The following is a 19676-nucleotide window of genomic DNA, read 5'->3' as shown; positions in this document are numbered from 1 at the left end:
CCCCCGCCCTTCCCATGGCTTGCGCCATGGGCCCCTTCCCTCTCCCGGGTCGGGAGAGGGGCAGGATCGCTCGACAAAGGCCCATCAATGAAGTTCAGCGTCATCATCGACGCCCTTCCCCATCTGTTGGGGGCGGCCGTCACGACCGTCTGGGTCTCGCTGCTCGGCGTGCTGCTGGGACAGGTGATCGGCCTGGTCGTCTGCGTGGCGCGGCAGTCCGGCAACTGGGCGGCGGACATGGCGGGCGGCGTCTATGTCAGCTTCTTTCGCGGCGTGCCGCTGCTGATCCAGCTTCTGCTGATCTACTACATGCTGCCGCTGATCGGCATCGACGTGCCGCCGCTGGTCGCCGCCATCACCGCGCTGGGCCTCGCATCGGGCGCCTATGTATCGGAGATCTACCGCGGCGCGCTGAACGCCGTCCCGCACGGCCAATCCGAAGCGGCGCTGGCGCTGGGCTTCCCCGGATCGGCCATCTGGACGCGCATCCTGCTGCCGCAGGCCTTCCGCATCTCGGTGCCGGCCCTGGTCAACGAGCTGATCCTGCTGCTGAAGGCGTCCTCGCTGATATCGGTCGTCGGGGTGGCGGAGTTGACGCGGACCGCCCAGACCATTTCGGCCAGCAACTACCGACCGCTCGAGATCTACCTCGCGGCCGGCCTCATCTATCTGGCGATCAACGGCGTGCTGGCCCTGTTCGGCACGCTGGTCGAACGCCGCCTGCAACAGGCCTGATCCGATGTTGGACTTCGCCATCCTCGTCCAGTACGGCCCGGCGCTGCTGCGCGGCTTCGGCGTCACCATCCTGTGCTGGGGCGCCGGCAGCCTGATCGGCATGGTGCTGGGCTTCGTCCTGATGCTGCTGCGCCAGATCCCGCTGAAGCCGCTGCGCTGGGTCATCCGCGCCTATATCGAGGTGATCCGCGGCACGCCCTTCCTGATCCAGCTGTTCCTGCTCTACAGCGGCGGCCCGTCCATCGGCCTGCGGCTGGAGGCGACCACCGCCGGCATCATCGGCCTCGGCATCTACGGCAGCGCCTATTTCGCCGAGATCTTCCGCGCCGGCTATCAGGCGGTGCCGAAGGGACAGGTGGAGGCGGCACTCAGCCTCGGCATGTCCTACGGCTCCATCCTGCGCCGGGTGATCGTGCCGGCCATGCTGGTGTCGACCATCCCGGCCATCGTCAACATGTTGGCGATCCTGACCAAGGAGACGGTGGTGCTGTCGATCATCACCGTGCCCGAACTGATGTACGAGATGCAGACGATGGCGGCGGAGACCTTCGCCACCTTCGAGACGATCGTCGGCATGGCGCTGTTCTACTGGCTGCTGGTGGAGGTGGTGTCGCGCCTGGGCCGCCGGCTGGAGGCCCGCGTCACCCGTTTCCTGACCCATGCGTCGCCGCAGGGGGATTCGACCCAGACCGCAACCGCGAGGGCGTGATGACCGCCGTTTCCGAAACCGCCTCCCCGCCCCGTTCCGCCGCCGCCGCCGATGCCGTGCCGATGGTTTCCATCCGCGGCGTCAGCAAGAGCTTCGGCACCAACGAGGTGCTGCGCGACATCGACCTGACCGTCAACAAGTCGGAGGTCGTCTGCCTGATCGGCCCCAGCGGATCGGGCAAGAGCACGCTGCTGCGCTGCATCAACTTCCTGGAGGTCTACGACCGCGGCGAGATCCGCATCGAAGGCAAGCTGGTCGGCTACACCGAAGGCACGCCGCGCCGCCGCCTGTCGAACCGCGACCTGCGGGATCTGCGGCGCAACGTCGGCATGGTGTTCCAGCAGTTCAACCTGTGGCCCCACATGACCGCGCTGGAGAATGTGGCGGAAGCCCTGGTGCAGGTCCGCGGCATGGACAAGGCCGCAGCATCCGCCCACGCCCGGCGCATGCTGGACCGGGTGGGGCTGTCCGCCAAGGCCGACAGCTATCCCGCCCGGCTGTCCGGCGGCCAGCAGCAGCGCGTCGCCATCGCCCGCGTCATCGCGATGGAACCGCACCTGATGCTGTTCGACGAGCCGACCTCTGCGCTGGATCCCGAACTGGTGGGCGAGGTGCTGCAGGTCATGCGCGATCTGGCGGCGGACGGCATGACCATGGTGGTGGTGACGCACGAGATGGGCTTTGCGGCGAATGTCGCCGACAGGGTGGCCTTCCTCGACCATGGCCGCATCGCCGCCTTCGGCACCCCGCGCGAGGTCTTCCACGAATCCACCGAACCGCGGGTGCAGCAGTTCCTTCAGACCTACCATGAGCGCAACAGCTTTTGACCGTCCGGCCGCAACGTGGTTCCGAGGGCAAGGCGATCCGAGCCGGGCAGGAGGATGACCATTCGGACCTGCGACGATGGCCTTGCCCGATGCTGGCCGGATATGAATAACTGCGGCCCCAACAGCTCCAATCGGGGAGCTTTCATCGGCCCGAAGGGCGGCAGGCGGAATGACGGAGCCTTACTACGGACAGGGCAGCTTCAGTGCGGCACTGTACGACCTGATCGATGGCGCGCTGTGTCCGGAGAGTGAGGCATCATTCTATCGAACGCTCGCGATCGGCGGCGGAACGCCGATCCTGGACATCGGTGCCGGAACCGGACGGCTGACCTTCGCACTTGCCGAGGCCGGGCACGAAGTGATCGGTCTCGACCTTTCCGACGACATGCTTGCGATCGCCCACCGCAAGCTGGAGGCCGCCGACGAGGCTGTGAAGAGGCGTGTGTCATTCATTCAGGCGGATATTTGCCAGGCGGACGTTTGCGCGCTCCGCCTCGGCCGCCGCTTCGATCTCGCGATCGCTCCCTTCCGCGTCTTCAATTTTCTTTTGAACGACGACGACAGAAGCAGGTTTCTGGACGGCCTGCATCGGCTTCTGTCCGATAACGGCCGGGCCGTCCTCGATTGCTGGGGGGCCTGCGACAACGACAGCCGTCTCCGCCCGGCCCACCGGAATCCAAGGGTGCTCATCAATCTGGAGGGTTCTCCCTTCAACGTCGCCCGAACCTTCAAGAGTAATCAGGTAGATCAGGAAAGGAAGATCGCGCAATTCACCGTCACCTATGAGATATTGGACAAGGAAAATAGGGTCCTGAGAAGCAAAGATGAGGTTCTGGAATTGCGCTGGTGCACTTCGGAAGAAATGCGGGCATTGTTTACCCGCCACGGCTTCCGGGTGGTGGCGGAACTCGGCGGCTTCGATGCCACTCCGGCAACCTCCCCTGGCGACCGGATTTGGATCGTCGAGCCCATGACTCACCGGTGAGCCATGGCGGGATTGCGCCAAGCTTGACCGTCTTGACCCTGGATGGGGACTTGTTCCCCTCTGGCACCCCGCCCGCAAACCGGCTAAGTAGCTTTCGCAAGCGCAACAGGACTGCAACGCGAAAGCCCCGTCTCCATCGATGATCGAACTCCGGTCCGTCACCCACGCCTATGGCGACCGTCCCGTCCTGCACGATCTGTCGCTGCGGCTGGCGGAACGGCGCATCGCCATTCTCGGCGGCAACGGGTCGGGAAAGAGCACGCTGGCGCGGTTGCTGAACGGGCTGATCGTGCCGACGACCGGCAGCGTCGCCGTCGATGGACTGGACACGCGGACCGACGGACGCGCGGTGCGCCAGCGGGTCGGCTTCGTCTTCCAGAATCCGGACACCCAGATCGTCTACCCGACGGTGGAGGAGGACATCGCCTTCGGGCTGAAGGCGCGCAAGCTGCCGAAGGACGAGATCGCCCGCCGCGTGGCCGGGGCGCTGGAGCGCTACGGTCTCGACCGCTACCGCCACCAGCCGGCCCACCAGATGAGCGGCGGCGAGAAGCAGCTGCTCGCCATCGCCGGGGTGCTGGTGCTGGAGCCGGCCTACGTGGTCTTCGACGAGCCGACCACCCTGCTCGACCTGCGCAACCGCCGCAAGGTGATCGAGCTGCTGCGCGGCCTGCCGCAGACGGTGATCGTCGTCACCCATGACCTGGACATGGTGAAGGACTTCGACCGGGCGCTGGTTCTGGAGGATGGCCGCGTCGTGGCCGACGGTCTGCCGGCGGACGCCATACCCGCCTATGTGGAACGGCTCGGCTGATGCTGGGGCTCTACCTGCATCGGGAGTCGGCGATCCACCGCCTGCCGGCGGGAGCGAAGCTGGGCGGCCTGCTGCTGGTGACCATCCTGGTGCTGGCTCTGCCCGGCGCCTGGGGAGCGCTGGCCGCCGGGGCGGTCGGCGCCGCCGTGCTGGTGGCGGCGAAGCTGCCGGTCCGGCGGGTGCTGAAGGAGTTGCGGGCGCCGGTGGTCATGCTGACCCTGCTGTTCGGCTTCCAGGCGCTGCTGGCCGGCGGCGGGTGGGAGGAGACGGCGGTCGCCGTCGCCCGCTTCGCCGCCCTGATCCTGCTGGCGACACTGGTCACGCTGACCACCCGCGTCATGGACATGGTCGAGCTGTTCGAGCGGCTGTTCGGCCTGCTGCGCCCGGTCGGGGTCAATCCGGCCAAGATGGCGCTGATGCTGGCCCTGGCCATCCGCTTCATCCCCCTGCTGGGCGAGCAGGTGCGCGAGGTGCGGATGGCCCAACGCGCCCGCGGCGTCGAGCGCAACATAGCCGCCCTGTTCGTTCCGCTGCTGGTCAAGATCCTCACCATGGCCGATGATCTGACCGCCGCATTGGAAGCGCGGGGATACGATCCGGCAGAAACCGGAACCAGGAACACCTCTCAACGATAACGCCGTCAGCCGAAGGAAGCGTCCGTCATGCTGTCCACCCGCGACCTCGTCCTCTGCGCCCTGTTCGCCGCCCTGCTGGGCGGGCTCGGCATGGCGCCGCCGATCCCGCTCGGTTTCCTGCCGGTTCCGATCACCGCGCAGACGCTGGGCGTCATGCTGGCCGGCACCATCCTGGGCGCAAGGCGCGGCGGCATCGCGGCCCTGCTGTTCGTGCTGCTGGTCGCCGCCGGTCTGCCGCTGCTGGCCGGCGGGCGCGGCGGCATCGGCGTGCTGATGGGCCCGACCGGCGGCTTCGTGCTGGCCTTCCCGCTGGCCGCCTTCGTCACCGGCTGGCTGGCGGAGCGTTTCGCCACCGGCGCCAATCCCATCCGCCTGTTCGCGGTCAGCGTCGGCGGCGGGGTTCTGGTCGTCTATGCCGGCGGCATTCCCTGGCTGTGGCTGGTCGCCGGCCTGCCGATCGAAAAGGCGGTCTTCGGCTCGCTGGCCTTCGTGCCGGGCGACCTGATCAAGGCCGGCGTCGCCGCCGTCGCCGCCTCGAGCGTCCGCCGGGCCGGCATCCTGCCGATCCATGCTTGATAAAGAAATGCCCGAGCGATCGTCGCCGAGCGGCGGCATCGCCGGGGCGGACAATCTCGCCCGCCCCTTCGCGCTGGCGGCCGGGCGCAATCCCGGCCATCCCGCCCTTGTCTTCGACGGCGTGGCGGTGTCCTACGCCGCCCTGCTGGAACAGGCGCGGCGGGCGGGATGCGGGGTGGCGGCCATGCGGAAGGACGGCGCCCCGCCGCGCGTGGCGCTCAGCCTCGGCAATCGTGCGGAACTGCCGGCCCTGTTCTTCGGCATCGTCGCGGCCGGCGGCATCGTCGGGCTGTTCGACCCGAAATGGAGCGCCGCGCAGACCGCCGCGGCGCTGGATACCTTCCAGCCGGACCTGAACCTGACGACGGAGACCGCCGCCGCCTGGATCGCCGCACAACCGGCGGGCTGGAGCATTCCGGCGGTCGATCCGAAGACGCCGTTTCTGGTCGGTTTCACCTCCGGCACCACCGGGCGGCCGAAGGCCTTCATCCGCAACCAGGGCTCCTGGCTGGCGACGCTGGAGGCGAGCCGGGCGGAGTTCGGCATCGGACCCGACGACATCGTTCTGGTGCCCGGGCCGCTTGTCCATGGCCTCGGCCTCTATGGCGCGGTGGAAGGGCTGTCGGCCGGCGCCACGATCCGCGTCCAGCCGAAATTCGACCCGGCGGACGCGGCAACCCAGTTGGCGGAGTGCGGCGTCACCACGCTCGTGCTGGTGCCGACGATGCTGGTCGGCATCCTCGACGCGGCGGAACGCGACGGCCGGCGCTTCCCCGCCCTGCGCCGGGTGGTCTGTTCCGGCGCGAAGCTGGCGCCGGCGGTGCATGACCGGCTGGCGGCGCTGTGTCCCGACGCCACGGTGCTGGAGTATTACGGCGCATCCGAACTGAGCTTCGTCAGCCTGCGCTCGTCGCGCGAGGGGGCGCCCGCGGACAGTGTCGGCCGCCCCTTCCACGGGGTGGAGTTGAGCCTGCGGGACGACGACGGCAACCTTGTGGAGCGCGGCCGGCCCGGCACCGTCTGGGTGCGGAGCGGCATGCTGAGCGACGGCTATCTCGGCACCGGCGACGGCGCCGGCTATCGCGAGCGGGACGGCTGGGGCACGGTCGGCGATTACGGCTGGATCGACGACGGGGGCTGGCTGCGGCTGGTCGGACGGGCAGGCGACATGGTCATCACCGGCGGCCTGAACGTCTATCCGGCGGAGGTCGAGGCGGTGTTGCGCGCCCATCCCGCGGTGGCGGAGGCGGTGGTGTTCGGCCTGCCCGACCCCTATTGGGGCGACGCCCTGTCCGCCGTGGTCTGGTGGCGCGAGAGCGCGGGCGCCACGCTGGCGGAGCTTCGCGGCTGGTGCCAGGAGCGGCTGGAGGCCTACAAGGCGCCGCGGCGGATGTTCACCGCGGCCGACATGCCCCTGACCGGCAGCGGCAAGATCGCCCGCAGCGACGTGCGCGAACGGGCGAAGACCGGCGGGCTGGAGGTGGTGGAGTGAGCAACCGTCCGGTCATCGTCGCGGCACGCCGCACGCCGGTCGGCCGCATCGGCGGCAGCCTGCGCGAGCTTCCGGTCGAGGACCTCGCCGCGCCGGTGATCCGCGCCGTCCTTGCCGATGCCGGGATCGCGCCGGCCGAGGTGGACGAGGTGCTGCTGGGCAACGCGGTCGGTCCCGGCGGCAATGTCGCCCGGCTGTCGGCGTTGGCGGCCGGGCTGCCGGTGTCGGTGCCGGGCGTGACGGTGGACCGGCAATGCGGATCGGGGCTGGAGGCGGTCAACCTCGCCGCCCGGCTGGTGCAGTCCGGCGCCTGCGACGTCGTGCTGGCCGGCGGGGTGGAGAGCACCAGCACCGCCCCCTGGCGCGTCGCCAAGCCGTCCAGCCTCTACCGCAGCCCCGCCTTCTACGACCGCGCCCGCTTCGCTCCCGACGAGATCGGCGACCCGTCGATGATCGAGGCGGCGGAGAATGTCGCTTCCTCCTATGGCATCGACCGCGCCCGCCAGGACCGCTACGCGCTGGACAGCCACCGCAAGGCCGTCGCCGCGCAAGCCGCCGGACGCTTCGACCGGGAGATCGTGCCGCTCACCCTGCGCGACGGCCGCGTCATCGAGCGCGACGAATGTCCGCGCGCCGACACCAGCTTCGAGAAATTGGCGGCGCTGCGGCCCATCCTTCGGCCCGACGGCACCGTCACCGCCGGCAACGCCTGCCCGGTCAATGACGGCGCGGCCGTGGTGGCGGTGGTGTCGGAGCGAAAGTTCCGCACTCTCGGGCTTGGCCGCGGGCTTGCGGTGGTCGACAGCACGGCGGCGGGCGTGGACCCGAAGCTGCTCGGCACCGGCCCGGTTCCGGCGGTGACCAGGCTGCTGGACCGCAATCCCGGCCTGTCGGTCTGCGGCATCGACCTGATCGAGTTCAACGAGGCCTTCGCCGCCCAGGTGCTGGCAAGCCTCGACGCGCTGGGCATCGACCGGTCGCGCGTGTCGGTCGGCGGCGGCGCGCTGGCGCTCGGCCACCCCTACGGCGCGTCGGGAGCCATCCTGGTGACGCGCCTCTTCACCGAGTTGCTGTTCCCGGCGGCGGGCACGTCGCCCCGCCGGGGGCTCGCCACGCTCGGCATCGGCGGCGGGCTGGGGCTCGCCACGCTTCTGGAGCCCGTTTGAATGACCAGTGCTCCCGCGGCCGGGGATGGCTTCCGCTCCGCCTTCCGCCACCGCGCTTTCGCTCTGTTCTGGTCCGCGCGGGTCTGTTCGAGGCTGACGATCCGGATGCAGGTGGTGGCGGTCTGGTTGGCCGGTCTGTGGGCGGCGATGTTCCCGGCGTTGCGGCGGGTGGACAGGCTGCTCGGGCGGCAAGGGCCGCTTACCGTTCCAGGGCGGGCGTAAAGCCCGATGCGTCAGGCTTTACGCTCGATGGTACAGGCCGCTCCGCCCCGGCACGTCCCCTCCCGTTACAGGTAGCGGATCGTCACCTTGTCCGCCGCCTGCCTGGCCCGCGCCCGCGCATCGTCGGTGTCGGTGCCGGTCGCCAGCGCCACGCCCATGCGGCGGTTCTTGCGGGTGGTCGGCTTGCCGAACAGGCGGACATCCACCTCCTGCTCCGCACTGCCAAGGCTCAGCGCCTCGGCCAGCCCCTCGATGCGGAAATTCTCCGACTCGCGGTCGGCCAGGATGACCGCGGAGGCCGATGGCGCGCGGCAGACGATGTTGGGGATCGGCAGGCCGAGGATGGCGCGGGCGTGCAGTTCGAATTCCGACAGGTTCTGCGACAGCAGCGTGACCATGCCGGTGTCGTGCGGACGCGGCGACAGTTCGGAGAAGACGACCTCGTCGGCCGTCACGAAGAACTCGACGCCGAAGATGCCGTAACCGCCCAGGTTGTCGACGACGCGGGCCGCCATCGCCTTGGCATCGTCCAGCATCGCCTGCGGCATGGCGACCGGCTGCCAGGATTCCTGGTAGTCGCCGCGTTCCTGCCGGTGGCCGATCGGCTCGCAATAGAGGATGCCGTCGCGGGTACGGACGGTCAGCAGGGTGATTTCGTAGTCGAAGGGAACGAATTCCTCGACGATCACCTTGCGGCGGTCGCCGCGCATGTTCGCCACCGCATAGTCCCAGGCGGCTTCCAGCCCGGCGGCGTCCTGCACCGTGCTCTGCCCCTTGCCCGAAGACGACATCACCGGCTTGATGACGCAGGGGAATCCGGTGTGCTCCGCCCCGGCGCGGACCTCGTCCAGGCTTTCGGCATAGCGGTAGCGCGAGGTGCGCAGGCCGAGTTCCGTCGCGGCGACCTCGCGGATGCGGTCGCGGTTCATCGTCATGGTGGCGGCGCGGGCCGACGGGACGACGGTGGTGCCGGCATCCTCGAACTCGTGCAGCACCTCGGTGCGGATCGCCTCCACCTCCGGCACGATGAAGTCGGGGCGATGCTTGGCGATGGCGGCGCGGAGGGCGTCGGCGTCGAGCATGGAGAACACCTCCGCCCGGTCGGCGACCTGCATCGCCGGGGCGTTGGCGTAGCTGTCGCAGGCGATGACCTCGCAGCCCAGCCGCTTGGCGGCGATGACGAATTCCTTGCCCAGCTCACCGGAGCCGAGCAGCAGGATCCTGGCGGTGAACATCCACGCACTCCCCATTTTGGCGACAGCAGGCCGACCATAGGGCTTCGTCCCGGCCGGGCCAAGCCCCGTGTGGGCACCCGGGTATGCGTTCAAGGCAGCGAAATCCCGCCGGATCAAATATTTCTAGAAAGAAATTACAATGGTACTGGATGAAAAGCTCCGCCTGTGTGTTCATGCGTGAAAGTACCCATGCGCTGGGAGGCGGCAATGGAAAAAGCAGTGCGGCGCGGTGTCTTCGGCGGCAGGACGATGTTGGCCGCTTGCCTTGCGGTGTCGCTGGCCCTGCCGGGCTGCGCCGGCAACGGGAACGGCGATGACGACATGACGGGCGCCCTGCTGCTGGGCGCCGCGGTGGTCGGGCTGGGCGTGCTGGCCGCGACCGCCGGCGATGACGACGGCGACCGGGATTACGAGCGCGACCGGCGCCACCACCGCCGCGGCGGCTACGACAGCGGCTATCGGCAAGGTAACGGGTATTACGGCAACAGGCACGGCGGACGGGGACAGGACGGCTACAGCCGCTATGCCGGCAACGGCCAATGCGACGACGCGCGCTACCGCACCTCCAACGGTGGCCGGGCGGAATCCGGCACCGACGAGCGGGACTGCCGCCGGTTCGGCGACGGGCGGAAGTGACCCGGCAGCGTCGCCTCAGCGGCGGCGGCGCCCCTCGAAATTCTTGCGCACGATGGCGGCGATGATCACGAGGAAGGCCAGCAGCCGCAGCAGATAGACCCAGCTCTGCTCCTCCCGTTCCAGCCCGCCGAGCGCCAGCACGGTCTGGTTCACCGCCAGCAGCGCGAAGGCCAGCGCGAAGGAGGCGAACAGCGCATCGCGTGTCCGCTTCCAGAAGCTGAGGAAGAACAGCCCGGCGACCGCATAGAGTGCTGCAAGCGCACCGGTGAAGAAACTCGATGTCGTCGGCAGCATCACTCTGCATCCCAGATGAAGCCGTAGAGCAGCACGCCCACGCCGGCCATGGCGGAGAACTGGCGGAACGGCAGCAGGTCCACCTGGGTCGGCAGGACGACGGCATCGATGAACAGCAGCAGGTTGTTGATCGCCAGGCAGACGAAGCACAGCGTGCTCCACAGCAGAAGCCGGCTGCGCGACCGCAGGTAGCTGCGCAGCAGCAGGACCATGCACAGCAGGCTGGCGGCAAAGCACAGCAGATAGACCGCCGACTTCACGACGTCCATGTCAGCCTCCCCACCCCGCTCTCCCAGGCGAAGGAGAGGGCGATCGATCCACGGGGACGGATTGGAAAGCGGCGATCATGTGATTCACTGGCGTCAATCGTTAAGGCGGAAGCGGAAGGAATCGGCGAAAATCTGCACCTTGTTTCCGGGAGCCGCGAAGATCTCCCGGATGACGGCGGACGGACGGGAGGCATAGGCCTGCGCGATCTCCCCGACCCACTGGTCGAGAACCGGCACCGCCGGATGATAGCGGTGGCGGCCGTCCGCCAGCGCCGCCACCAGCCCGGCCCCCAGGAAGCCGGCGAGTGCCTCCTGCACCACCACCTCGCTGCCCCGCAATTCCCGCACAAGTTCGTCGTTGGACCAGTCGCGCGCGGGATCTCGACGCAGGAGAAGCAGCAGTTCAAGCGCCCAGACCGAACGGATGGAGGTTCGAAGCAGGGCGAGCGCATCGTCGGATAATACCATGAACCAAAACCTGACCTGGTGTGCACAACCGGCGGCGTGGGACGGCACCGCCATCGATCCCCCTCGTCAGCCCCGGACGGCCTCCGCCGGCGCGAGGGGGGACTGCAGATCCAGCGCGCGGCGCAGCGCGCGGGCAAGATCGCCGTCGCGGTAGGGCTTGGCCAAGGTCTCCGCCCGGCACAAAGCAGCCCCCAGCACGGCGCCCGGATCGGTGCCGTCGTCTGCTGGCATCGCGGCGCCGGCCTCCTGCTCCGGCGCACTGGTTCCGTTGGCATAGCCGGAGGCGAACAGGACCCGCAGAGAGGGGTAGCGTCGCAGCCCCTCGCGCGCCAGTTCGCGTCCGTTCAGGCCGCCCGGCATCACGATATCGGTGAACAGAAGATCGACCGGCTGGCGATCAAGCAAAGTCAACGCCGCCTCGGCCCCATCGGCTTCCAGCACGCGGTAGCCCAGCGCGGCCACGGCCTGGAGGGCGACGGCGCGCACGTCGGCGTCGTCATCCACCACCAGCACCGTCTCGCCATGGCCGGCGAACGCCTCTTCGGCGCCGTCGTCGTCGGAGGCCGTGCCGTGGGCCGCATCGACCGTCGCCCTCGGCAGGTAGAGGCGGAAGGTGGTGCCGGAACCCGGACTGCTGTCGACGCCGATCAGCCCGCCCGACTGCTTGACGAAGCCATGAATCATGGCAAGGCCGAGACCGGTCCCCTTCCCCGCCTCCTTGGTGGTGAAGAAGGGCTCGAAGGCGCGTTCCAGCACGTCGGGCGGCATCCCGCATCCGCTGTCGGACACCGACAGCAGGATGTAGTCGCCGGCCGGGATGGACATGCCATGGGCGGACTGCATTTCCTCGAAACGGGCGTTCTCGGTGCGGATGCGCAGGGTGCCGCCGCCGGGCATGGCGTCGCGGGCGTTGATGACGAGGTTCAGCAGCGCCGATTCCGCCTGCGACCGGTCGACCGACGCGGTCCACAGCGGCTCCGCATCGGCGGCTGGCGCTTCGATGGCGATGCCGACGCCGCCGCCCAGCGTGCGCTCCATCAACTCGCCCATGCCGGCGACCAGGGCGCCGAGATCGACCGGCTCCGGGTGGAGCTGCTGGCGCCGCGCGAAGGTCAGCAGGCGCCGCGTCATGTCGGAACAGCGCAGCGCCGCCTGCAGCGCCATCTCCGCTCGTCTGGCCGATTTCGGATCGCCGGCAAGGCTGGGGACCAGCCGCTCCAGGCTGCCGATCACCACCATCAGCATGTTGTTGAAGTCATGGGCGATGCCGCCGGTCAACTGGCCGACCATCTCCATTTTCTGGGCGTGGGCAAGCTGGCGCTGGGCCTGCCGCGTCTCGGTCACGTCCATGATGGTGCCGAACAGCTCGGCCGGCCGGCCCTCCTCGTCGCGCACCACCACCGCCTGGTCCAGAAGATGGCGCTCGCTGCCGTCAGGGCAGCGCCAGCGGTATTCGACCGTCGTCAGCCCGGTGTCGTGGATCGACTCCAGCTGGCGCAGCACGCGGTTGCGGTCGTCGGGATGAAGTCCCGCCTCCCAATAGCCGGGATCGTCGATGAAGCGGGCGGGCGGGCAGCCAAGCACCGACTGCGCCGTGTCCGACAGGTAGCGGAACGGAATCCCCGACGTGAGATCGGCGGTGTAGAGCACGATGGGCAGTTGCCCCAGGATCAGCGCCTGCCGCTCCTCCGACCGGCGCAGCGCCTGTTCGGCCTGCCGCATCTCGCGTCGCACCCGCTCGTTCTCATCAAGCAGGCGCTGCTTGGCCTCGACCTCGCGCTTCACCGCCTCCGTCTTGCGGTAGAGGTCGACGAACACCGACACCTTGCATTTCAGGATGTGCGGATCGACCGGCTTGAACATGTAATCCACGGCGCCGCTGGCATAGCCGCGGAAGATGTGCGTTTCGTCCTTGTTGATGGCGGTCAGGAAGATGATCGGAATGTGGCGGGACTTCTCGCGCAGGCGGATCAGCTCCGCCGTCTCGTAGCCGTCCATCCCCGGCATGTGGACATCGAGCAGGATCAGCGCGAAGTCCTGGCGCAGCAGGTGCTTCAGCGCCTCCTCCCCGGATCTCGCCAGGACGAGCTGCGCGTTCATGTCCTCCAGCGTCTCGCGCACGGCGAACAGGTTCCGCGGATCGTCGTCGACGATCAGGATCGCCACGTCGACCTTGTCGGGCTGCGGAGGAACGTCGGTGGTCATGCTTTCCCATCCCGCGGGGGCACCGGCCGCCGGTACAGGTGTGGCGGCCGGAACGGGTGCCGGTGCGGGCGGTGCCACATCCGGCGGCAGAAGCGTCTGGCTGACGGCATCCTTGCCGGCCGGCTGGACGCCGCCCGGTTGGAAGCCGCCCAGATGGACGCTTGTGGTGCCGAGCAGCCGCGAGCGGCGGACTGCCGGCACCGGAAAGGCGGACGGCGGCACGAACGGCCCGCGCCGCGCCACCCGCGCCACACGCAGCTTGCGCCGGGTCATGCCGGAACTCCGCCGCGCGGCTGCGGCCTGCCGCCCTTGGCGGTCCAGATCCGCAGCAGCGACAGCAGATGGTCGATGTCCACCGGCTTGGCGATATAGTCGGTCGCCCCGGCCTCGATGCACTTGTCGCGGTCGCCCTTCATCGCCTTCGCGGTGACGGCGATCATCGGCAGGCCGCGGAACTCCTCAATGCTGCGGATCGTGCGCATGGTTTCGTAGCCGTCCATCTCCGGCATCATGATGTCCACCAGCACCACGTCGACGCCCGGATCGGCGCGCAGCCGCTCGATCCCCTCGCGCCCGCTTTCGGCATGCAGGACCTCGATCCTGTGTGCCTCCATCACGCTGGCGAGCGAGAAGATGTTGCGGATGTCGTCGTCGATCACCAGCACCCGCTTGCCGGCCAGCGACGGGTCGTGCTGGCGCAGGTCCAGAATGCTGCGCCTCTTGTCGTCGGGCAGCTTGTCAACGGCGCGGTGCAGGAACAGCGCGGTCTCGTCGAGCAACCCGGCGGGCGACCGGGCGCTCTTCAGCACCACGGTCTCGGCCAGCCGGCGCAGCCGCGCCTCGTCCTCCGCCGTGATATCGGAGGCGACATAGACCACCACCGGCATCCAGGCGAGCGTGTCGCGGGTGCGCAGCCATTCCACCAGTTCGAAATCGGCGGCAGTAGGGCCGGGCAGCGCCGGGCTGGACAGATCCAGCACCATGCAGTCGAAGCGGTCGGCCGACAGCGCCGCCATGGCCGCCTCGATCGAGGTGACGGTGTGGCTCTCCACGTCGCCGTTGCCGATCAGTGCGGCGACGGCGCCCGGCTGTGGATTGTCCTTCTCCACCACCAGCAGTTTGCGGTGATCGCGCTCCTTGAAGCTCTTCACCCGGTTCAGGGCGTCGAAGATGGCCTCGCGCTCCACCGGCTTCTCCGAATAGTCGAAGGCGCCCATCGACAGGCCGCGCCGCCGCTCGTCCTTGGCGGAGATGACGTGGACCGGGATGTGGCGGGTCTGCGGATCGCGCTTCAGCAGGTCGAGCAGCGCCCAACCGTCCATGTCCGGCAGCCCGATGTCGAGCAGGATGGCGTCCGGCCGGTATTTGCGCGCCAGCGGCAGCGCCGTCGCCCCGCCGGCCGACAGGACGGTGCGGAATCCCTTCTCCCGCGCCAGGTCGATCAGGATGGAGGCGAAGGTCGCGTCGTCCTCGACGATCAGCACCACCGGCTCGCCGGCGCGGATGCGTTCGCGGTCGTCGCCGGCCGGCTGCATCTCCAGCAGGGCGAGCCCCTCCTGCGGGCCGGACGCCACCACCGGGCGGGTCGCCGCCTCCGGCCGCTTGGTCAGCAGGCTGGCGGGGGCCAGCGCGGTGCTGGCCGCGGCGACCAGCGGGCTGGCGGTCTCCTCCGCCGCGTCGTAGCTGCGCGGGACATAGAGGGTGAAGGAACTGCCCTTGCCGGGCGTGCTGGTCACCCGGATCTCGCCGCCCAGCAGGCGGGCGATCTCGCGGCTGATCGACAGGCCGAGGCCGGTGCCGCCGTATTTGCGGCTGGTGGTGCCGTCGGCCTGCTGGAACGCCTCGAAGATGATGCGCTGCTTGTCCTCGGGGATGCCGATGCCGGTGTCGGCGACGCTGAAGGCCAGCACCGACGCCGCCGCGTTCAGCGTCGGGTGCGCGGCGCTCCAGCCCTCCGTCGCCGGGGCGACGCGGAAGGTGATGCCGCCGGCATCCGTGAACTTGAAGGCGTTGGACAGCAGGTTGTTCAGCACCTGGGCCAGCCGCTTCTCGTCGGTCTGGATGCTGGCGGGCAGCGACTGGTCCATCTCGATGGTGAAGGCCAGCTTCTTCTCCTGCGCCACTTGCGAGAAGGTGCGCTCCACATGGTTGCGCAGGTCGCCCAGCACGACCTCGCCGATCTCCAGCGTGACGGTGCCGGATTCGATCTTCGACAGGTCGAGGATGTCGTTGATCAGCCCCAGCAGGTCGGAGCCGGCGGAATGGATGGTGCGGGCGAACTCCACCTGACGTTCCGACAGGTTGGTGTCGGGGTTGTCGGCCAGCAGTTTGGACAGGATCAGCAGGCTGTTCAGCGGCGTGCGCAGCTCGTGGCTCATGTTCGCCAGGAACTGCGACTTGTACTTGGAGGTCAGGGCGAGCTGTTCCGCCTTTTCCTCCAGCGCCGCCTTGGCGAGCACGACCTCGCGGTTCTTGCGCTCCACCTCGATGTTCTGCTTCTCCAGCTGCTCGGCCTTCTCCTCCAGCGCCTCGTTTGTGGTGGTCAGCTTTTCCTGCTGGGCCTTCAGCAACTCTTCCGACTTGCGCAGCGAGGCGGCCTGCTGTTCCAGCCGCTCGTTGGTGGTCTTCAGCTCCTCCTGCTGGCTCTGAAGTTCGGTGGTCAGGCGCTGCGACTGCTTCAGCAGCCCTTCGGTGCGCATGTTGGCGGCGATCGTGTTGAGCACGATGCCGATGCTTTCGGTCAGCTGCTCCAGGAAGCTCTGATGCGTCTCGCTGAAGCGGCCGAAGCTCGCCAGCTCGATCACCGCCTTCACGTCGTCCTCGAACAGCACCGGCAAGACGATGATGTTCAGCGGCGGCGCCTCGCCCAGGCCGGAACTGATGGCGACGTAATCGCGCGGAACGTTGGTCAGCAGGATGCGCTTCTTCTCATAGGCGCACTGCCCGACCAGACCTTCCTTCAGGTGGAAACGGTTGGACAAGTTCTTGCGCTCCTTCAGCGCGTAGGAGGCGACCAGTTCCAGCAGCGGTTCGTCGCGGTCGCGGGTGGCGACGTAGAAGACTCCGTGCTGCGCGTTCACCAGCGGCGCGATCTCCGACAGGATCATGTTGGAGACGGTGACCAGATCGCGCTCGCCCTGCAGCATGCGGGTGAATTTGGCGAGGTTGGTCTTCAGCCAATCCTGCTCCGCGTTCTTCAGCGTGGTGTCGCGGAGATTGCGGATCATCTCGTTGATGTTGTCCTTCAGCGCCGCGACCTCGCCCATCGCCTCGACGGTGATGGAGCGGGTCAGGTCGCCCTTGGTCACGGCGGTGGCGACCTCGGCGATGGCGCGCACCTGGGTGGTCAGGTTGGCGGCCAGCTGGTTCACGTTCTCCGTAAGATCCTTCCACAGGCCGGCGGCGCCGGGCACGCGGGCCTGACCGCCAAGCTTGCCTTCGATGCCCACCTCGCGCGCCACGTTGGTGACCTGATCGGCGAAGGTCGCCAGCGTGTCGATCATGCCGTTGATGGTGTTGGCCAGCGCCGCGATCTCGCCCTTGGCGTCCACCGCCAGCTTGCGCTTCAGGTCGCCGTCGGCGACCGCGGTGACGACGCTGGCGATGCCGCGGACCTGACCGGTCAGGTTGGCCGCCATCATGTTCACGTTGTCGGTCAGATCCTTCCAGGTGCCGCCGACGCCCTCCACCTTGGCCTGCCCGCCCAGCTTGCCTTCGGAACCCACCTCGCGCGCCACGCGCGTCACTTCCGAGGCGAAGCTGTTCAGCTGGTCCACCATGGTGTTGATGGTGGATTTCAGCTCGAAGATCTCGCCCTTCACGTCGACGGTGATCTTCTTCGACAGGTCGCCCTTGGCGACCGCCGTCGTCACTTCCGCGATGTTGCGCACCTGACCGGTGAGGTTCGCCGCCATCATGTTCACATTGTCGGTCAGATCCTTCCAGGTGCCAGCGACCCCCTTCACCTGGGCCTGACCGCCCAGCTTGCCCTCGATGCCCACCTCGCGCGCCACGCGGGCGACTTCGGAGGCAAAGCTGTTCAGCTGGTCCACCATGGTGTTGATGGTGGATTTCAGCTCCAGAATCTCGCCCTTCACGTCGACGGTGATCTTCTTCGACAGATCGCCGTTGGCGACCGCCGTCGTCACCTCCGCGATGTTGCGCACCTGCCCGGTCAGGTTGGTCGCCATCGCGTTCACGTTGTCGGTCAAGTCCTTCCAGGTGCCGGCAACCCCCTTCACCTGCGCCTGACCGCCGAGCTTGCCTTCCGAGCCCACCTCGCGCGCCACGCGTGTCACTTCCGAGGCGAAGCTGTTCAGCTGGTCCACCATGGTGTTGATGGTGGATTTCAGCTCCAGAATCTCGCCCTTCACGTCGACGGTGATCTTCTTCGACAGATCGCCGTTCGCCACGGCAGTCGTCACCTCCGCGATGTTGCGCACCTGACCGGTCAGGTTGGTCGCCATCGCGTTCACGCTGTCGGTCAGATCCTTCCAGGTGCCGCCGACGCCCTTCACCTGGGCCTGACCGCCGAGCTTGCCCTCGGAACCCACCTCGCGCGCCACGCGCGTCACCTCCGAGGCGAAGCTGTTCAGCTGGTCCACCATGGTGTTGATGGTGTTCTTCAGCTCCAGGATTTCGCCCTTCACCGGCACGGTGATCTTCTTCGACAGGTCGCCGTTCGCCACGGCGGTGGTCACGTCGGCGATGTTGCGCACCTGACCGGTCAGGTTGGCCGCCATCAGGTTCACGCTGTCGGTCAGATCCTTCCAGGTGCCGCCGACGCCCTCGACCTTGGCCTGACCGCCGAGCTTGCCTTCGGAGCCCACCTCGCGCGCCACGCGCGTCACCTCCGAAGCGAAGCTGTTCAGCTGGTCCACCATGGTGTTGATGGTGGATTTCAGTTCGAGGATTTCGCCCTTCACGTCGACGGTGATCTTCTTCGACAGGTCACCCGTCGCCACGGCGGTGGTCACGTCGGCGATGTTGCGCACCTGACCGGTCAGGTTCGCCGCCATCATGTTCACACTGTCGGTCAGATCCTTCCAGGTGCCGCCGACGCCCTCGACCTTGGCCTGCCCACCCAGCTTTCCTTCGGAGCCCACCTCGCGCGCCACGCGCGTCACTTCCGAAGCGAAGCTGTTCAGCTGGTCCACCATGGTGTTGATGGTGGATTTCAGTTCGAGGATTTCGCCCTTCACGTCGACGGTGATTTTCTTCGACAGGTCGCCCTTGGCCACCGCCGTCGTCACCTCGGCGATGTTGCGCACCTGACCGGTCAGGTTGGCCGCCATCATGTTCACGTTGTCGGTCAGGTCCTTCCAGGTACCGCCGACGCCCTCGACCTTCGCCTGCCCGCCGAGCTTGCCTTCGGAGCCCACCTCGCGCGCCACGCGCGTCACTTCCGAGGCGAAGCTGTTCAGCTGGTCCACCATGGTGTTGATGGTGGATTTCAGTTCGAGGATCTCGCCCTTCACGTCGACGGTGATCTTCTTCGACAGGTCGCCCTTGGCCACCGCCGTCGTCACCTCGGCGATGTTGCGCACCTGACCGGTCAGGTTCGCCGCCATCACGTTGACGTTCTCGGTCAGATCCTTCCAGCTGCCGGCAACGCCCTTCACCTGGGCCTGACCGCCCAGCTTGCCCTCGATGCCGACCTCGCGCGCCACACGCGTCAACTCGGTGGTGACGGTGACGAGCTGGTCCACCATGGTGTTGACGTTGCGGGCGGTGCGCAGGAACTCGCCCTGCAGCGGACGGCCTTCGATCTCCAGCGCCATGGTCTTGGACAGGTCGCCCTTGGCGACGGCGCCGATCACGCGGGCGATTTCCGTCGTCGGCTGGATCATGTCGCCGACCAGCGTATTGATGCTGTCGATGCAGGTTTCCCACCCGCCTGATGCATTGTTCAACTTGGCGCGCTGGCTGATGCGGCCTTCCTTGCCGATGGCGACGCTGAGCCGGCTGACCTCGGTGGTGAGGTTCTGGTTCAACTCCACCACGTCGTTGAAGGCGGCGGCGATCTCGCCGTCCATGCCGGTCAGGTCGAGCGGCAGCCGCACGGAGAAATCGCCCTTGCGCAGCTGCCGCAAGGCCATCAGCAGAACCTTCGGATCCAACGCGTCCGCCGTTTCCACCATCGCCGTCATGCCGTTCCCCTTGCCCACGCGCCGGCCCACCATGGACCGCATTCCGCCACAGCAATGGGCCGCCCCGGCAGCAATCCGGAGTACGGCCCAGTAAACGTAACCCGCCTCAACCTGGATGCCGAATAGCCGCAGTCCACCTGCGCGCATCCGAGCCTGAGACGGCGAGTGACCGCGCAGTCCTACATCCCCGCACGATGAAGTAAAGGCGATTCCGGTCAATTTAGCCTTTCGTAAGAAACCGCCTTCCAGCCTAGTGTCT

At 67.9% G+C, this 19676-nt stretch carries 17 protein-coding genes; 11 read left to right on the top strand and 6 right to left on the bottom strand.

The genetic code is table 11. From position 1 onward, the window contains the following. The first annotated feature begins 87 nt into the window (after window positions 1-87). From DM194_RS19365 to DM194_RS19320, 10 genes are all read left to right on the top strand, one after another. A complete protein-coding gene (locus DM194_RS19365) occupies window positions 88-735 on the top strand; it encodes an amino acid ABC transporter permease (protein WP_111069175.1) in 648 nt (215 codons plus the stop codon). A gap of 4 nt (window positions 736-739) precedes the next feature. Next, window positions 740-1444, top strand: a complete 705-nt coding sequence (locus DM194_RS19360; protein WP_111069174.1) for an amino acid ABC transporter permease — start codon at window positions 740-742, stop codon at window positions 1442-1444. Beyond that, window positions 1444-2271: an amino acid ABC transporter ATP-binding protein gene (locus DM194_RS19355; protein ID WP_111069173.1), complete on the top strand. Its 828-nt coding sequence runs from the start codon at window positions 1444-1446 to the stop codon at window positions 2269-2271. The genes DM194_RS19360 and DM194_RS19355 overlap by 1 nt, the downstream gene beginning before the upstream one ends. Window positions 2272-2440: 169 nt before the next feature. Next, window positions 2441-3256, top strand: coding sequence for a class I SAM-dependent methyltransferase (locus DM194_RS19350; protein ID WP_111069172.1), 816 nt, complete (start codon window positions 2441-2443; stop codon window positions 3254-3256). Window positions 3257-3395: 139 nt separating this feature from the next. Beyond that, window positions 3396-4070, top strand: a complete 675-nt coding sequence (locus DM194_RS19345) for an energy-coupling factor ABC transporter ATP-binding protein (protein ID WP_111069171.1) — start codon at window positions 3396-3398, stop codon at window positions 4068-4070. Further along, the gene (locus DM194_RS19340) at window positions 4070-4705 is read left to right on the top strand and encodes an energy-coupling factor transporter transmembrane component T family protein (protein WP_111069170.1); all 636 of its coding nucleotides are present in this window, start codon (window positions 4070-4072) and stop codon (window positions 4703-4705) included. Before DM194_RS19345 ends, DM194_RS19340 begins: the two co-directional genes overlap by 1 nt. A gap of 30 nt (window positions 4706-4735) precedes the next feature. Continuing rightward, window positions 4736-5281 (top strand): biotin transporter BioY, encoded by a 546-nt coding sequence (locus DM194_RS19335; RefSeq protein ID WP_162630124.1) that lies wholly within the window; start codon window positions 4736-4738, stop codon window positions 5279-5281. A gap of 7 nt (window positions 5282-5288) precedes the next feature. Then, window positions 5289-6773: a class I adenylate-forming enzyme family protein gene (locus tag DM194_RS19330; protein WP_111069168.1), complete on the top strand. Its 1485-nt coding sequence runs from the start codon at window positions 5289-5291 to the stop codon at window positions 6771-6773. After that, window positions 6770-7939 carry a thiolase family protein gene (locus DM194_RS19325; RefSeq protein WP_111069167.1) on the top strand — a complete coding sequence of 390 codons (1170 nt, stop codon included), beginning with the start codon at window positions 6770-6772 and terminating at the stop codon, window positions 7937-7939. Before DM194_RS19330 ends, DM194_RS19325 begins: the two co-directional genes overlap by 4 nt. Beyond that, window positions 7940-8161 carry a hypothetical protein gene (locus DM194_RS19320; RefSeq protein ID WP_111069166.1) on the top strand — a complete coding sequence of 74 codons (222 nt, stop codon included), beginning with the start codon at window positions 7940-7942 and terminating at the stop codon, window positions 8159-8161. 65 nt (window positions 8162-8226) lie between these two features. Here DM194_RS19320 and purT read toward each other — a convergent pair whose 3' ends face one another. Then, window positions 8227-9396: a formate-dependent phosphoribosylglycinamide formyltransferase gene (purT, locus tag DM194_RS19315; protein WP_111069165.1), complete on the bottom strand. Its 1170-nt coding sequence runs from the start codon at window positions 9394-9396 to the stop codon at window positions 8227-8229. 207 nt (window positions 9397-9603) lie between these two features. Between purT and DM194_RS19310 the strand changes: the two genes are divergently transcribed. After that, window positions 9604-10032 carry a hypothetical protein gene (locus DM194_RS19310; RefSeq protein ID WP_111069239.1) on the top strand — a complete coding sequence of 143 codons (429 nt, stop codon included), beginning with the start codon at window positions 9604-9606 and terminating at the stop codon, window positions 10030-10032. Between the two features lie 15 nt (window positions 10033-10047). Here the strand turns inward: DM194_RS19310 and DM194_RS19305 are convergent, their stop codons facing one another. From DM194_RS19305 to DM194_RS19285, 5 genes are all read right to left on the bottom strand, one after another. Then, window positions 10048-10326: a DUF5985 family protein gene (locus DM194_RS19305; RefSeq protein ID WP_111069164.1), complete on the bottom strand. Its 279-nt coding sequence runs from the start codon at window positions 10324-10326 to the stop codon at window positions 10048-10050. Further along, the gene (locus DM194_RS19300) at window positions 10326-10595 is read right to left on the bottom strand and encodes a DUF5985 family protein (RefSeq protein ID WP_176581463.1); all 270 of its coding nucleotides are present in this window, start codon (window positions 10593-10595) and stop codon (window positions 10326-10328) included. The genes DM194_RS19305 and DM194_RS19300 overlap by 1 nt, the downstream gene beginning before the upstream one ends. 93 nt (window positions 10596-10688) lie before the next feature. Continuing rightward, window positions 10689-11063 (bottom strand): hypothetical protein, encoded by a 375-nt coding sequence (locus DM194_RS19295; protein WP_111069163.1) that lies wholly within the window; start codon window positions 11061-11063, stop codon window positions 10689-10691. A 66-nt stretch (window positions 11064-11129) separates the two neighbouring features. Beyond that, entirely contained in the window at window positions 11130-13541 is a 2412-nt protein-coding gene (locus tag DM194_RS19290) for a response regulator (RefSeq protein WP_246024473.1), read from the bottom strand. After that, complete coding sequence (locus tag DM194_RS19285; protein ID WP_111069236.1) at window positions 13538-19408, bottom strand: HAMP domain-containing protein; 5871 nt, start codon at window positions 19406-19408, stop codon at window positions 13538-13540. Before DM194_RS19285 ends, DM194_RS19290 begins: the two co-directional genes overlap by 4 nt. Between the last annotated feature and the right edge of the window lie 268 nt (window positions 19409-19676).

The organism is Azospirillum ramasamyi, assembly GCF_003233655.1.
Classification (GTDB): Bacteria; Pseudomonadota; Alphaproteobacteria; order Azospirillales; family Azospirillaceae; genus Azospirillum; species Azospirillum ramasamyi.
This window is presented reverse-complemented; position numbering and strand designations above follow the sequence as displayed.

Bases quoted from the DNA above. Each gene is read 5' to 3' on its own strand.
- DM194_RS19365 (WP_111069175.1), top strand. From the start codon at position 88: ATGAAGTTCAGCGTCATCATCGACGCCCTTCCCCATCTGTTGGGGGCG.
- DM194_RS19360 (WP_111069174.1), top strand. From the start codon at position 740: ATGTTGGACTTCGCCATCCTCGTCCAGTACGGCCCGGCGCTGCTGCGC.
- DM194_RS19355 (WP_111069173.1), top strand. From the start codon at position 1,444: ATGACCGCCGTTTCCGAAACCGCCTCCCCGCCCCGTTCCGCCGCCGCC.
- DM194_RS19350 (WP_111069172.1), top strand. From the start codon at position 2,441: ATGACGGAGCCTTACTACGGACAGGGCAGCTTCAGTGCGGCACTGTAC.
- DM194_RS19345 (WP_111069171.1), top strand. From the start codon at position 3,396: ATGATCGAACTCCGGTCCGTCACCCACGCCTATGGCGACCGTCCCGTC.
- DM194_RS19340 (WP_111069170.1), top strand. From the start codon at position 4,070: ATGCTGGGGCTCTACCTGCATCGGGAGTCGGCGATCCACCGCCTGCCG.
- DM194_RS19330 (WP_111069168.1), top strand. From the start codon at position 5,289: ATGCCCGAGCGATCGTCGCCGAGCGGCGGCATCGCCGGGGCGGACAAT.
- DM194_RS19320 (WP_111069166.1), top strand. From the start codon at position 7,940: ATGACCAGTGCTCCCGCGGCCGGGGATGGCTTCCGCTCCGCCTTCCGC.
- purT (WP_111069165.1), bottom strand. From the start codon at position 9,396: ATGTTCACCGCCAGGATCCTGCTGCTCGGCTCCGGTGAGCTGGGCAAG.
- DM194_RS19310 (WP_111069239.1), top strand. From the start codon at position 9,604: ATGGAAAAAGCAGTGCGGCGCGGTGTCTTCGGCGGCAGGACGATGTTG.
- DM194_RS19305 (WP_111069164.1), bottom strand. From the start codon at position 10,326: ATGCTGCCGACGACATCGAGTTTCTTCACCGGTGCGCTTGCAGCACTC.
- DM194_RS19300 (WP_176581463.1), bottom strand. From the start codon at position 10,595: ATGGACGTCGTGAAGTCGGCGGTCTATCTGCTGTGCTTTGCCGCCAGC.
- DM194_RS19295 (WP_111069163.1), bottom strand. From the start codon at position 11,063: ATGGTATTATCCGACGATGCGCTCGCCCTGCTTCGAACCTCCATCCGT.
- DM194_RS19290 (WP_246024473.1), bottom strand. From the start codon at position 13,541: ATGACCCGGCGCAAGCTGCGTGTGGCGCGGGTGGCGCGGCGCGGGCCG.
- DM194_RS19285 (WP_111069236.1), bottom strand. From the start codon at position 19,408: ATGGTGGAAACGGCGGACGCGTTGGATCCGAAGGTTCTGCTGATGGCC.